Here is a 13933-nt window from a genome sequence, read left to right on the forward strand (position 1 = left end):
GATGAAGCCTTACAGTGTATTACTTTACTATAACTATACTACTATTCCTTATCCGGAGGAGTATCGCATCAAACACCACCTTTTTTGTATTGAAAATAATCTGCTCGGCCGTGTCATTGTCGCAGCTGAAGGATTAAATGGCACCATTTCTGGTCTAAAAACAGATTGTGATGCCTACATGCGTTGGCTAGAAAATGACCCAATTTTTGCTGGAACTGATTTTGATTTCAAAATAGAATCTCACGATAAACATACGTTTAACAAGCTACATGTGCGTGTTAAAGCAGAGATTGTTCATTCCGACTTGCCAGTAAATCCACGCATTAAGACGGGTAAACATCTAGAACCAAAGGAATTTAAGGAGATGTTGAAAAACGATCCAGATGTGGTTTTGGTAGATATGCGATCAAATTACGAGCATGAATTAGGTCGATTTAAAGGTGCCTATACATTTGATATGGAGAATTTACGTGATTTACCAGACCATGTGCAAGAGATCGAACATTTGAAGGGGAAAAAGGTAATTACGTATTGTACAGGTGGTATTAAGTGTGAGAAAGCGTCAGCATATTTATTGGAAAAAGGGTTTGAGAATGTGTACCAACTGCACGGTGGGATAATTAAATATGGTTTAGAAGAAGGTGGCGAAGACTTTGATGGTTCGTGTTACGTGTTTGATAACCGGGTGGCCACCCAAGTTAATTCAGTTAATCCGGAGGTTATCTCAACTTGTTTTGTTTGTCAGGAAGCTTCTGATCACATGGTGAACTGTGCAAATCCGGAATGCAATGAGCATTTAGCTATTTGTCCGAGTTGCTTAAAAGAAATGGAGGGCGCTTGTTCGCCCGCATGTAAAGACCATCCGCGAAAACGTCCTTACAATGAAAAGGGATATTATTCCAAAAATTCGGTAGGTTATTCGCCGGAGCTAGGCTTCAAGTCCTTTGGCAGAAATGAAAAAATTGAAAAGAAAAAAATGGCTCATTCTTGAGCCATTTTTTATTTATCGACTTCATCCACGCGGAAACGCGTAATATCTTTAATCAATTCGAGTGGCATCGGTAAATGATACGGAAATTTAACAGCCCCTTTCGAACCTTCAAATGCATTTAATCGCTCCTGAAAAACAACCAAAGGTTTAGGCGTTGGGTAGAATCCCAAATGATTATTCCAAGCGGCAAAGTGAACTAGATTTTTCTTGTATTTGAACGTTGGCATTCCATACGCCATGATCTCTTCCGTTCCTTCTGGAACAACGGATCGAATGGCATCACGTACTTCACGTAAAATTTTCTGAGTGGCTTCAGGAAATGTATTGATATATTCTTCCATAAATTAGGCTAATTGACGATGTCTCACAAACAAAAATAAAGGGAAGGCAAATGCAAAGCCTATCAAAACAGTTGCTGCTAAGTAGAGGTAAAGGTATTTGATTTTGATGCGGATTCCTTCTAATAGCATGAATAAGGTTCCTGCCGTGGCTCCCGTCCAAAAATCACAACTCAAACTTTTAGCATAAGGATCCATGGTCCAGGTGCTTTTGCAAAATGCAATCACATTAAAGTTCCCTCCATTTTCTTGTATACCCACAAATACAAAATAGGCTGTAAATCCACCGCCTACGATGGATAAAAGCAAATACAGATAATGCGCATTTTTCATACGATTGATTTTATAGTTATTTTTCTTCCTCTTAATTCAATGATTTCATTGGTTTGTTTTCCTACAAGTAATTCACCTATGGGCGAATCTGCTGAAATGGCATAAAATACCGTTCCTGAGCAACTTAATTTTCCTATTCCCACAGATAAATAATAGTTTTCAGCATCCGTTTCGATGAAACTGCCTAGGCCCACGCGCGTTGGATTTTCGTGTATATCAATGCGTTTCATTTGGGCTAGTTGGCCTTTTAACATATCCAAACTCGCACTTATCTTATCCATTTCCCGTTGCATCATTTCTCTTCCCGTTTCAAATTTATCCCCGGCACTGCTTTTTGTATCGGAATCGCGGGATTCTTTGGCCAACAAATAATCTTTTCTCCCTTGCTCCATGCGCTCCTCCAAATGTTGGAGAATAACGGCATGAATTTCTGCTTTGTTGCTGACCATATAAATGAAATGATTTCGGAAATTATCAATAATTTCGCGGATGACCTATTTCTCACCAACTGACTTAATCATTAATCCGGACGGTAGTTCGTACCATTTAGCGATTCGACCGGATCAATTGCCTGACCAATTGATCGTAGTGGGTGATCCTGAACGGGTTCCCAAAGTTTCCCAATATTTCGATCGAATCGATACCCAAATTCATAAACGTGAATTTGTAAGCCATTTTGGGGAACTAGGCGGTCGGCGCTTGGGCGTAATCTCCAGTGGTATTGGTGCGGATAATGTGGAAATCATGTTGAACGAATTGGATGCGTTGGTTAATATCGATTTTGAGACACGTCTGGAAAAATCAGTTAAAAAATCCTTGAATCTGATTCGCATAGGTACTTCCGGGAGTATTCAATCTGATATACCTGTAGATACTTTTTTAGTTTCTGAGGCAGCCATTGGGTTTGATAATTTGGCGCAATTTTATGGATTTGAATCAGATAAATTAATTTCAAGTGATCTATTGCGGGATTGGTGTCAATCAATTCACTATCCATTACCTGTTTACGGTGCTCGGGCTAGTTCAAAACTAGTAGATCAATTTCAAATGATTCCGTTACGCGGATACACGTTGACAGCTCCTGGGTTTTATGCGCCACAAGGAAGAACTGTTCGGATGAATTCCATGTTGCCCAATTTCTTGCAGGATGTTGCAACCAATGCATTTGATGGTCATTTGATTACTAATATTGAAATGGAAACAGCGGCATATTATGCCTTTGCAGCATCTTTAGGTCATGAAATGATATCGCTTAATGCCATTTTAGCGAATCGCCAAACGCATGAATTTTCACAAGATCCGGAAGGTCAGATCCAAAAACTTATTGAGCTGACTCTAGATTCAATTGCATTACATAATCGTCCATAACATAGCCATTACCGATGTCTAGGACCATTTCTTTTGCTCTTAAGAAGCCCATTTTTTCGTAAAATTGAACAGCTGAATTCGACTTATTTACATTTAATTCAATTTGCTTAACTCCTGCTTGGATTCCGAATTCTTTAATGAACGTAATGATTTGACTTCCTACGCCTTTTGATTTTTGGTCTGGATCAAGATAGATTTTGTGCAATTTCATTTTACTGGGTTCCGTAATTTCCATCGCGAAATAACCAATCGCCTGATCAGCTTCTATGGCCAAAAAAAACTCAACTTGTGAATTGAATTGATTCATCAAAACTTCCGTTCCATACATCATATCCAACATATAAATTGTTTGCTCTTCGGATAAAATATGGCTGTACGTAGGCCGCCATGCTTTTTCAGCGATTTGCTGGATGACTGGAATGTCAGAAATGAGTGCTTTTCGGAATTGCATAGACTAATTTAATGCGCGCAAATTTGTAAATTGCGCACAAATATACAATCTATGAAGCCACTTATTTTAATTGCCAATGATGATTCTATTTCTTCCAAAGGAATTCGTGTTTTAACTGAAATTATGTCAGAAATGGGTGAGGTAGTTGTAATTGCACCGGATACGCATCAATCGGGCATGGGACATGCGATTACCATGGGAACTCCTCTTCGCGTGACAGAAACTTTTGACTTTAGTCCTCAGGTCAAATCCTATAAATGTTCCGGAACTCCAGCCGATTGCGTAAAAATTGGAAAACATTTGATTTTAAAGGATCGAAATATTGATTTGGTTGTCTCAGGTATCAACCATGGATCAAATGCTTCGATTTCTGTTTTATATTCGGGAACTATGTCGGCCGCCATCGAAGCCGCCATGGAGGGAATTCCTGCCATTGGATTCTCTTTATGTGATTTTAGGGTCGATGCAGATTTTAGTCATTGCCATGATTTTATCATTAAAATATGCCAACAAGTCTTAACGCATGGTCTACCGAAAGGCTTGACGTTGAATGTTAATTTTCCGGAGAAGTCGGCAGAAGCGCCCAAAGGAATCAAAGTTGTTAAACAAGCAGATGCAGTTTATCGGGAACGTTTTGCAGAGCGCAAGGATCCGTATGGCCAGCCTTATTATTGGATGGACGGAGATATCGAACATTTCGATAAAGGTAATAATACGGATTTGGATGCTCTAGCAGCCAATTACGTGAGTATTGTACCTGTTAAATACGATCTGACTGATTATGATGAGTTACGGGAGATGCAAACTTGGGAACTTTAGCGCATAAGTCATTAAGGTCGCTGCTGATAGTACATCTTTAATTTCCCCGTTTAATGCCATTTGAATGGCCTCTTGAACGGGGATTTTTTTGATTTGTAGTATCTCGGTAGATTCAGGATCAGTCTCTTTCATGGATAAATTTTCTGCCAAATACATCATTGATTTTTCATCCGTAACTGAATTTGAAAGGTACTGCTCCCCCAAAAACGTCCATTTTTCTGCAATTAGGCCTGTTTCCTCTTTTAATTCGCGTTTGGCTGCTTCAAGAGGCAATTCATGTAGACAACCGCCCTCAGGTAATTCCCATGAATAGGCATTGATGGTGTAGCGGTATTGGCCAACTAAATAGGTGTTCCCTTCACTGTCGATAGGCAGTACAGCGATCGCTGTATTTTTGAAATGGACTTTGCCGTAAATCCCAGGTTCTCCGTTAGGTTTAATGACATCATGATGTTCGATACGAATCCAATCGTTTTCGTATCGGATTTCTTCACGAAGTGTTTTCCACGGGTTTGATTCCTGTTCCATCCAACAAAAATACTATCTTTGTTGACAATTTACGCGCATGAAACAAAGGCTAATTATTTTTTCCTTTTTCTTGAGTTTGCTGATCATGTCGGCAAAGTTTTATGCCTATTACCTAAGCGGTTCCACTGCCATATTAACGGATGCGTTAGAGTCCATCATTAATGTTGTTGCTGCGGCATTTGCCTATTATTCAATCTATTTGGCTTCTTTACCTCGCGATTTAAACCATCCCTACGGTCATGGTAAAATTGAATTTTTCGCTTCGGGACTCGAGGGTGTTTTGATTTTGCTTGCGGCTGCCTATATTTTCTTACATGCGTCTCAGCATTTGATTTCAACGCCGAGTTTACAGCGTTTAGATTTCAGTATGTATGTTTCGTTGGGTTCCGCTTTACTAAATGGTATCATGGGTTTTTATCTCGTTCAAGTAGGGAAAAATTCGCATTCTCCTGCGCTAGTAGCTGATGGTAAACATTTGAAACTAGATGCTTATAATGGCTTTTTTATCGTTTTCGCCTTGGCAGTCACGTATTTAACTCAATGGCTTTGGGTAGATGCGTTAGCTTCTTTGTTATTCGCCGCGATGATGTGCTGGCAAGGTATTCGCCTAATTCGACAAGCGGTTGCAGCTTTGATGGATGAAACTAATCCTATTGTTTTTAATAAAGTAATTGAATGGATTACGCAGCACAGACGGGTTGTTTGGATTGATTTGCACAATTTACGTATTCAGCAATATGGCGGAGATTTACACATTGATTGCCATTTGACCTTGCCACGTTACTGGGATTTAAACCGCGTGCATGATGAAATTCACGACTTTGAAGTCAAAATTAGCGAAGTCTTACCTACTGAAATTGAGATATTTGTACACGTAGATCCGTGTTTGGATGATTGTTGTTCACACTGTGCAATGGACGACTGTCCTATACGGAAAGCTCCTTTTACCAAGAAAATCAATTGGAACGCCACCAATATGGCATTAAACCAAAAGCACTTTTACGCGCTTTAAGCTGGTTTTAATTTACCCATTCCTCCGTCTACGCCCATAATTTGACCTGTAATCCACGAATTCTCTGGATCCAATAAGAAATACGCCAAATTAGCCATGTCTTTTGACTCTCCCACGCGTCCTAATGGATGACGTTTACCGCTTGCCTCAATTTTTTCTGGAGAATTGAGTAAACCTGCAGCCAAAGGCGTATTTGTTAATGAAGGAGCAATGGCATTTACACGTATTTGTAAAGCTGATAATTCTGCGGCAAGTGAACGTGTAAGTCCTTCAATCGCACCTTTGGAACTAGCAATTGAGGCATGAAATCCCATACCCGTTTGAACAGCTACGGTACTAAATAGTACGATTGAGCCTGATCCGTTTTGCTTTAGATTAGGAAGATACGTTTGAATCACTTTTACAGCGCCGAGTACATTGATTTGAAAGTCCGACTGGAAATCCGCTTGGGTTAGTCGGTGAAAAGGCTTTAAAACAATACTTCCTGGATTGTAAACAATGCCCTCAATCGGTCCATCGATGGTTGGCAAGGCTGCATCTGTAGACGCATCCCAAACATGATTATCACAATTTTCAGCAGCTGAACGTGCAATGTTAATGACACGATGTCCTGCTCCTAAAAGTTTATTAGCCGTAGCGGCGCCAATACCATGACTGGCGCCTACAATGATATAAGTTCCCAATTTGATTAGTTGTGAAGTGAGTCTAAAAATTCTCTTTTTGTATTTTCTTCTTGGAATTTACCGCCGTAGAATGAAGTAATCGTAGATGTAGCATCATCTTTTACCCCACGCGAGGAAACACACAAGTGTTTAGCATCAATAAATACAGCGACATGATCTGTTTCTAAAACTTTTTGTAAGTATTTGGCGATTTGCATGGTTAAGCGTTCCTGAACCTGTGGGCGTTTGGCAAAATACTGAACAATACGATTAAGTTTTGATAAACCAATTACTTGGCCAGACGAGATATAGGCAATATGTGTTCTACCTACGATGGGTACAAAATGATGCTCGCAATTCGAGTAAAAACTGATGTTTTTCTCAATCAACATCTCATTATATCCGAATTTATTTTCAAAGAGCGCTATTTTAGGCTCATTTGCGGGATTTAATCCACTGAAAATCTCTTTAATGTACATTTTTGCAACTCTTTTGGGAGTGCCACGTAAAGAGTCATCAGTAAGATCTAAGCCTAAGGTCAACATGATTTCGCGAAAATGTGATTCTATTTTCTCGATTTTTTCTGCATCAGAAAGATTAAAAGCATCCTCCCTCATCGGTGTTTCGATCGAGGTGGCTACGTGATTATCTCCAATTTCTTCGTCATTTAACAAGAAACGGTCTGTATCAATTAGCAGGGAATTCAACGAAATTTCTTTCTGTTTCATATAATTTTATTTTCAATTCTAGTGTTGAGTCGATGTGTGGTCTAAGTTTACCAAAAATTACAATAGCTATATTTTCGGCCGTTGGATTTAAATTTGCAAACTCAGGTACATCTAAATTTAAGTTATGGTGATCGAATTTCTTACAAACTTCGCGTTGCACCAAATCCGATAAAACTTTTGTATCAATTACATAACCAGTATCCGGATTAATTGTTCCCGTAACTTGAATAATTAATTCATAATTATGTCCGTGGTAATTGGCATTATTGCACAAACCAAAAACTTGCTTGTTTTTTTCGTCACTCCAAGCGGCATTGTGCAACCTATGTGCGGCATTGAAATGTTCTTTTCGGAAGATACTTACTTTGGGTGCGTCGTTCATTTTTTTATATAACGTGTAAATTTACAAGAGTAATTTGATTAAATTTCAATTTCAGCTTTTTTAAACCTAGTAAGACAAATTATGAAGCGAAGAAAATTTATCGCTAAATCGCTCGTCTATTCGTCAGGCGCTGCTTTTTTACCACACTTGGCCAAATCGCAATCAATACAACAAACAAAAGTGCGTTTAGGTTTTATCGGAGTTGGCCTTCGAGGCCGTGATCACCTCGGAATGGCGCTTTATCGTGACGATGTTGAAATCGTGGCCATTTGTGATATTGACCCTAATGCAATTTTACAGGCTCAGAAATTGATTACCGATAAAGGTCGCAAGCCTGCTGCTGAGTATCAAAAAGGTGATCATGATTTTGAAAATTTAGCTAAACGTACAGATATCGATGGTGTTGTTATTGCTACACCTTGGGAATGGCACGTTCCCATGGCACTCGAGGTTATGAAACAAGGTAAATATGCGGGAGTGGAAGTATCCGCTACCGTAACTTTACAAGAGTCTTGGGATTTGGTCAATATGTTTGAAAAGACTGGATCACATTGTATGATTTTGGAAAACGTATGTTACCGACGTGATGTGATGGCTACGCTCAATATGGTCCGTCAAGGGATGTTTGGCTCGCTTGCTCATGTACAATGTGGATATCAGCATGATCTACGTGAAGTCAAATTTAATGATGGAAAGCAAGCGTATGGTGGTGGAGTAGAATTTGGTGCCAAAGGTTTTTCTGAAGCCAAATGGCGCACGCAGCATTCGATTGATCGAAACGGCGACCTCTATCCTACGCATGGATTAGGTCCGGTGGCAGAGATATTGAATATTAATCGAGGAAATCAATTTGCCTATTTAACCTCTATGGCTTCGCCTGCGATGGGTTTACATCAATATATTGAAGATAAAGGAGGTAAGGATCACCCAAACGCGAAAGTTAATTTCAAATGCGGCGATGTTGTTCAGACGATGATAAAATGTCATAATGGGGAAACCATTTTGATTACGCACGATACAAATTTACCACGACCTTATTCTTTAGGATTCCGAGTTCAAGGAACAAAAGGGATTTGGACAGAAGATAACAAGTCTATTTACCTGGAGGGAGTTTCTCCGAAACAACATCGTTGGGAAGATTTTAAGCCGTATCAAGAAAAATACGATCATCCTCTTTGGAAGGCACATGCAGCAGATGCTGAAAATGCGGGCCATGGTGGTATCGATTATTTTGTGCTTCGCGCATTTATTGAATCCATTAAAAATAAAGTGGCACCACCTATCGACGTATATGATGCGGCAGCTTGGTCGGCCATTTCACCACTTTCAGAGGAGTCTATCGCGAAGGGCTCCGCTCCTATCCAAATTCCAGATTTTACGCGTGGAAAATGGAAAACCAATAAACCTATCTTTGCCTTAAACGAACAATACTAAACCTATGACTAACGCTAAACAATCCAATGGCCCTTTAATCATGATCGGAATACTCTTTTTTGTATTCGGATTCGTTACTTGGGTGAATTCAGTACTTATTGCATTTTTTAAGGATGCGTTCCAACTGAATAACTTTCAATCATTGTTAGTTACCTCAGCCTTCTTTATCTCCTATTTTGTTATGGCTATTCCTTCCTCGTGGGTTTTGGCCAAAACTGGATTTAAAAATGGAATGTCATTTGGTTTATTAGCCATGGCCGCTGGAACTTTGTTATTTATACCTGCTGCCAAAGCCGAGAATTACAGTTTATTTTTACTGGGGCTGTTCGTTATCGGAACGGGTTTGGCCTTATTGCAGACTGCTTCAAATCCTTATGTGACTATTTTAGGTCCTTCTGAGAGTGCGGCTCAGCGAATTTCTGTTATGGGAATTTGTAATAAAGTAGCTGGGATTTTAAGCCAAGTTATTTTTGGTGGATTGCTTTTATCATCTGCTGCGGGAGCGGCTAAACTTGAAACCGTTATTATGCCTTATGGTATCATGACGGCTATTTTGGTTGTCTTGGCCTTATGGGTGCGTTTTTCTACGCTACCTGAAGTCGAAGCGGAAGAAACTGAAGAAGAAAAGAGCGCTACCAAATCCAGTGTTTGGGAATATCCCAATTTAGTTTTGGGTCTCATTGCATTCTTTTTGTATGTAGGTGTCGAGGTAATGGCTGGGGATACGATTATCAATTATGGCGTTTCTAAAGGTTTCAGCATGGATATTGCTAAATCTTTTACCAGCTATACCCTATATGGTATGTTGGCTGGTTACATCGTAGGTATATTTTTTATCCCTAAATACCTTAGTCAATCCAAGGCATTAAACTATTCAGCAATTTTAGGAATTGTTTTCTCCGTAGGCGCTGTAGCATTAGATGGATATTTATCTGTTTTATGCATCGCATTATTAGGCTTAGCGAATGCATTAATGTGGCCCGCTTTATGGCCTTTAGCCATTCAAGGATTGGGTAAGTTTACCAAAATTGGTTCAGCCCTAATTATCATGATGATTTCTGGGGGTGCCTTGATTCCTTTGGTGTATGGTTCGATTGCCGACAATCTAGGCGATACGCAATTGGCTTATGTAATTATGGTTCCCTGCTATTTATTTATACTTTATTATGCAACAATTGGTCATAAAAAGAGTTCTTGGTAAGTAGAAAGATAATGTAGAAACGCCCCATCTTTCCATTGATAGCTGGGGCTTTACTTTGTAATTTTGTTTTATGTCTCGAATATTTCAATCTCCCAATGCTCATTTAATTGCCGATGGCAATCAGTACGCACGTTCGCTCGTTTCTTATCAACGCAGAGAAACCATACCTGTTCAGATTGGAGATTTATATTTAGGATCGGATTTTCCGATTCGAATCCAATCCATGACGACTGTGGATACGATGGATACGCAGGGTTCTATCGAACAATCCATTCGGATGATCGATGCAGGTTGTGAATTAGTTCGTATCACAGCACCTTCTGTCAAAGAAGCTCAAAATTTAGAAAATATTCGGAAAGGTTTACGTGCTCGTGGATACCATACACCTCTAGTTGCGGATATCCATTTTACACCAAATGCTGCTGAGTTAGCTGCGCGTATTGTTGAGAAAGTTCGGATTAATCCAGGTAATTATGCCGATAAAAAGCGCTTTGAGACCATTGAGTATACAGATGCTTCCTATCAATCAGAATTAGAACGTATACGGGATAAGTTTTTGCCATTGGTTAATATTTGCAAGGAATATGGCACTGCTATGCGGATCGGTACAAATCATGGTTCCTTATCAGACCGTATATTAAGTCGGTACGGTGATACCCCATTAGGTATGGTCGAGTCTGCTTTGGAGTTCTTACGCATTTGTGAGGATGAAAATTATTTCAATGTTGTTCTTTCGATGAAATCCTCCAACACGCAAGTCATGGTGGAAGCGTATCGTCTGTTAAGTAAGAAATTAGTTGATGGTCAGTTCAAGGCTTATCCATTGCATTTGGGTGTGACAGAAGCTGGTGAAGGGGAAGATGGCCGTATTAAATCGGCTGTTGGGATTGGTACCTTATTAGAGGATGGATTAGGTGACACGATTCGTGTTTCATTAACGGAGGATCCTGAATTTGAAATTCCTGTTGCGCAGGAACTTGCGCGTCGATATCAATCACGGGCATCTATTAGTACACCGATTCCTTCCTTCCAGACCAATTTACCAGGTATAGATTCGCCTATAAATCCGTTTGCACACGAACGAAGAATTACGAGTGAAGTATGCAATTTTGGCGGCCATCAAGTACCACGTGTGATTGCCGATTTTTCACAGATTGCTCAGATTAGTATGAACGATTTAAAAGCTTTGGGACATTTTTATTTACCAGAGCCAGATAAATGGGCTATGAATGACCTAGGTGCTGATTATATTTTTACCGGGGATATTGGTATCGATTTTATGTTACCGAATGGATTAAAACAAATTGTTAATGCGGCGCATTGGAAAGGCGATGTACATGTTTTCCCCTTGTTTAGTATTGAATCATTCGAATCAGATATTCCTAAGCACCCGGAATTAAATTTTATTTCGTTAGACTGTTCTGATTTATCGTTAGTAAATCGCCTACCTAAAGAACGTGCTGTTTTGATTTTAAGTAGTAAGAATCCACACCAAATGGCTGATTTGCGCCGGACATTTTTCGAATTAGTTCAAAAGAATATTCAGATTCCCGTGGTGATTCAATTAGCCTATTCGAATGTGGACTCAAATCAATTGCAATTATTTGCGCCCACGGATGCGGGTGGTTTGTTTATCGATGGATTAGGTGATGGAATTATGCTTTCTATGCCTTATGTTACAGATAAATATGAATTATTGAATGCGACCGCTTTTGGAGTTTTGCAGGCCAGTCGGATGCGTATTTCTAAGACAGAATATATTTCTTGTCCATCATGTGGCCGAACGCTATTCGATCTTCAAGAGACAACTGCGCGCATTAGACAGGTAACAGATCATTTGAAAGGTATTAAAATTGGTATTATGGGTTGTATTGTCAACGGTCCAGGCGAAATGGCGGATGCTGATTATGGCTATGTGGGTATTGGGAAAGACAAAATCGCTCTATATAGAGGTCAAGAGGTTGTTAAAAAATCAGTTCAAGCAGATGCTGCCGTAGATGAATTGATTCAGTTGATCAAAGATGATGGTAATTGGAGAGATCCACAGATAACGAATTAATTATGAGCAGATTAAAGGAACTATTTAAGGTTGGCGAAATTTTCACCTAATTCATTCGGGTTTTTCAGAAACCAAAACCGGGCGCCCCCACCAACTTTAACATTCGCACGATGCATACGATCAACAAAATATCGATCGTCATGTTTTTGTTTTGTATCCTTGTGATGCTTTACCGTGCTTTTTTACGTTAATTAACGTAACCCAAATTTACACCAATTTGCCTGCGCGTATTTAAGGGCCGCTTTGTCTTTCGTTTTTGATTTGACAAAATCACATAAATATTGGTATTCTTTCGGACCAGGTGCACTTGGTATTGCATCGATTAATTGATCGATAACTTTGATTGCGGCCATTGCCTTCTTTTGCTTGAATAATAGAATACTTTCGGCCATCCATGTTCGCCGCACAATAGAACCTTTATCGATTCCCGTCTTTGACATTTGATCTTTCAATTTCGCAATTTCTACAGCTGAAAGCTTATTGACTTGCGAACTGGTCATCACAATCTGAAATATATTCTCATAAATCAAGTTGACCAATGATGGATCAGCTATCCGGTTGTATTGCGCTAAATGACTGACATAATAGTCAAAAAGCGCATTGTTATTATTCATCATGACCATTTGGATGATGTTTATCGCGCTTTGACTCACATATTGGTTGGTGGGCATTACTTTAATTAACTCATTGACCATCTTGATGTTCGTGCTTGTATCTGCAGTCAAACGCGCAACTTGTGCATAGTTTAATAGGAAGGCAAAACTTCGTTCTCCCGCTTTGTATTTACTTGCAAAATTTGTGGCTTGCTCAGCAGGATTAGCTGCTTTTTGAGCAATACTGTTCACATTAATGATGGTGTTTTCCTTTTCGCCAAATGCTTTTGCTTGAAGTAATTTCATGCTTTTGGGATCAAAGAACAAAAATGTAGGGGTCGCGTTAATGTTGATTTTTAATTGCTGTAATGCTTTTAGATTTTCAGGCTTACGTACGTCTAATTGAAAATTAACGAAGTTGGCATTATACAAAGCACCTACTTGTGGCTGAGCAAATGTCCCTTTAAATGAATTACAAACATGGCAAGTGGGCTCATATACCTCTACAAAAAGCAACTTATTTTGTTGCTTAGCTACATTGATCGCCGCTTGTAAGTTGGCCGATTTAATAAAGTTTATTCCTTTTTGCGCGTGTATACTGGTGGCGAAAATAATACAAAGGAAGAGTGATTTTAGCAGATGCATATAAATAGATTATTGGCCTTTCGATGCAGCCGTGATTTCTTTTTTCAAATTTTGAGATAGTTTTTTGCAAACTTGCTCAACCTCAAATGCAAATTCAGTATCCCCTGTAGCTTGTAATGCTGCATCGCCGACTGTCCCCATGATTTCAATAAAAAACCGTTTCATATCAAGTGTCTCCATATCTTTAGTCCATAAGGGTAAAGTTAATGTCCCTTTGTGATACGGATCCCATGTCGCAACCAATATTGCTTTTGTTTCCTCGATACCCTCGTTTGGATTGTCGGTTGCCGACCATGATATTTGTTCAGGTATATTATTTTCGTCTAGTTGTATATTAAAATGGATTTCAGATTGTTTCATTTCAGGCGTTTGTTTTTCGTTTGTTTGAT

General features: G+C 39.3%; 18 protein-coding genes. 8 read left to right on the forward strand and 10 right to left on the reverse strand.

From position 1 onward, the window contains the following. Nucleotide 1: 1 nt before the first annotated feature. A complete protein-coding gene (trhO, locus tag AC1W6K_RS08080) occupies nt 2-991 on the forward strand; it encodes an oxygen-dependent tRNA uridine(34) hydroxylase TrhO (RefSeq protein ID WP_481721750.1) in 990 nt (329 codons plus the stop codon). Nucleotides 992-999: 8 nt separating this feature from the next. Here the strand turns inward: trhO and AC1W6K_RS08085 are convergent, their stop codons facing one another. Genes AC1W6K_RS08085 through AC1W6K_RS08095 form a run of 3 tightly spaced genes read right to left on the reverse strand, consistent with a single transcriptional unit; the run spans nt 1000 to nt 2111 of the window. Beyond that, nucleotides 1000-1332, reverse strand: coding sequence for an iron chaperone (locus tag AC1W6K_RS08085; RefSeq protein WP_481721719.1), 333 nt, complete (start codon nt 1330-1332; stop codon nt 1000-1002). A gap of 3 nt (nt 1333-1335) precedes the next feature. Further along, nucleotides 1336-1662, reverse strand: a complete 327-nt coding sequence (locus AC1W6K_RS08090; RefSeq protein WP_481721721.1) for a DUF2834 domain-containing protein — start codon at nt 1660-1662, stop codon at nt 1336-1338. Beyond that, entirely contained in the window at nt 1659-2111 is a 453-nt protein-coding gene (locus tag AC1W6K_RS08095) for a hypothetical protein (RefSeq protein WP_481721723.1), read from the reverse strand. The genes AC1W6K_RS08090 and AC1W6K_RS08095 overlap by 4 nt, the downstream gene beginning before the upstream one ends. 40 nt (nt 2112-2151) lie before the next feature. Between AC1W6K_RS08095 and AC1W6K_RS08100 the strand changes: the two genes are divergently transcribed. Further along, a complete protein-coding gene (locus tag AC1W6K_RS08100) occupies nt 2152-3030 on the forward strand; it encodes a nucleoside phosphorylase (RefSeq protein ID WP_481947108.1) in 879 nt (292 codons plus the stop codon). On the opposite strand, the gene AC1W6K_RS08105 is transcribed toward AC1W6K_RS08100, so the two are convergent. Then, entirely contained in the window at nt 2984-3481 is a 498-nt protein-coding gene (locus AC1W6K_RS08105; protein WP_481947109.1) for a GNAT family N-acetyltransferase, read from the reverse strand. The genes AC1W6K_RS08100 and AC1W6K_RS08105 overlap by 47 nt on opposite strands. A gap of 51 nt (nt 3482-3532) precedes the next feature. On the opposite strand from AC1W6K_RS08105, the gene surE reads away from it, so the two are divergent. Then, nucleotides 3533-4300, forward strand: coding sequence for a 5'/3'-nucleotidase SurE (gene surE / locus AC1W6K_RS08110; protein ID WP_481947110.1), 768 nt, complete (start codon nt 3533-3535; stop codon nt 4298-4300). Here surE and AC1W6K_RS08115 read toward each other — a convergent pair. Next, nucleotides 4271-4828, reverse strand: coding sequence for an NUDIX domain-containing protein (locus tag AC1W6K_RS08115; protein ID WP_481721731.1), 558 nt, complete (start codon nt 4826-4828; stop codon nt 4271-4273). The two genes, surE and AC1W6K_RS08115, sit on opposite strands and share 30 nt — an antisense overlap. A 37-nt stretch (nt 4829-4865) precedes the next feature. Here AC1W6K_RS08115 and AC1W6K_RS08120 point away from each other — a divergent pair, with 37 nt between their 5' ends. Continuing rightward, the gene (locus AC1W6K_RS08120; protein WP_481947111.1) at nt 4866-5840 is read left to right on the forward strand and encodes a cation diffusion facilitator family transporter; all 975 of its coding nucleotides are present in this window, start codon (nt 4866-4868) and stop codon (nt 5838-5840) included. Here the strand turns inward: AC1W6K_RS08120 and AC1W6K_RS08125 are convergent. From AC1W6K_RS08125 to AC1W6K_RS08135, 3 genes are read right to left on the reverse strand one after another with little or no spacing between them, the layout of a single operon-like run. Further along, entirely contained in the window at nt 5837-6523 is a 687-nt protein-coding gene (locus AC1W6K_RS08125) for an SDR family NAD(P)-dependent oxidoreductase (protein ID WP_481721735.1), read from the reverse strand. The two genes, AC1W6K_RS08120 and AC1W6K_RS08125, sit on opposite strands and share 4 nt — an antisense overlap. A 5-nt stretch (nt 6524-6528) precedes the next feature. Beyond that, a complete protein-coding gene (folE, locus tag AC1W6K_RS08130; protein ID WP_481721737.1) occupies nt 6529-7230 on the reverse strand; it encodes a GTP cyclohydrolase I FolE in 702 nt (233 codons plus the stop codon). Then, complete coding sequence (locus AC1W6K_RS08135; protein ID WP_481721738.1) at nt 7190-7612, reverse strand: 6-pyruvoyl trahydropterin synthase family protein; 423 nt, start codon at nt 7610-7612, stop codon at nt 7190-7192. The genes folE and AC1W6K_RS08135 overlap by 41 nt, the downstream gene beginning before the upstream one ends. A gap of 81 nt (nt 7613-7693) precedes the next feature. Between AC1W6K_RS08135 and AC1W6K_RS08140 the strand changes: the two genes are divergently transcribed. The 4 genes from AC1W6K_RS08140 (at nt 7694) to AC1W6K_RS08155 (ending at nt 12497) form a co-directional block, all read left to right on the forward strand. After that, nucleotides 7694-9046: a Gfo/Idh/MocA family protein gene (locus AC1W6K_RS08140; protein WP_481947112.1), complete on the forward strand. Its 1353-nt coding sequence runs from the start codon at nt 7694-7696 to the stop codon at nt 9044-9046. Between the two features lie 4 nt (nt 9047-9050). Continuing rightward, nucleotides 9051-10247 carry a sugar MFS transporter gene (locus AC1W6K_RS08145; RefSeq protein ID WP_395783565.1) on the forward strand — a complete coding sequence of 399 codons (1197 nt, stop codon included), beginning with the start codon at nt 9051-9053 and terminating at the stop codon, nt 10245-10247. A gap of 70 nt (nt 10248-10317) precedes the next feature. Next, on the forward strand, nt 10318-12306 hold the full coding sequence (ispG, locus tag AC1W6K_RS08150; RefSeq protein WP_481947113.1) for a (E)-4-hydroxy-3-methylbut-2-enyl-diphosphate synthase: 1989 nt from the start codon (nt 10318-10320) through the stop codon (nt 12304-12306). 53 nt (nt 12307-12359) lie between these two features. Continuing rightward, nucleotides 12360-12497 (forward strand): DUF6728 family protein, encoded by a 138-nt coding sequence (locus AC1W6K_RS08155; RefSeq protein ID WP_481947126.1) that lies wholly within the window; start codon nt 12360-12362, stop codon nt 12495-12497. Here AC1W6K_RS08155 and AC1W6K_RS08160 read toward each other — a convergent pair whose 3' ends face one another. Together AC1W6K_RS08160 and gldC are read right to left on the reverse strand one after the other, a co-directional pair. Continuing rightward, nucleotides 12498-13544 (reverse strand): thioredoxin family protein, encoded by a 1047-nt coding sequence (locus AC1W6K_RS08160; RefSeq protein ID WP_481947114.1) that lies wholly within the window; start codon nt 13542-13544, stop codon nt 12498-12500. A 9-nt stretch (nt 13545-13553) separates the two neighbouring features. Then, nucleotides 13554-13904 carry a gliding motility protein GldC gene (gene gldC, locus AC1W6K_RS08165; protein ID WP_481721746.1) on the reverse strand — a complete coding sequence of 117 codons (351 nt, stop codon included), beginning with the start codon at nt 13902-13904 and terminating at the stop codon, nt 13554-13556. Nucleotides 13905-13933: the final 29 nt, after the last annotated feature.

This window comes from Aquirufa sp. (genome assembly GCF_964796385.1).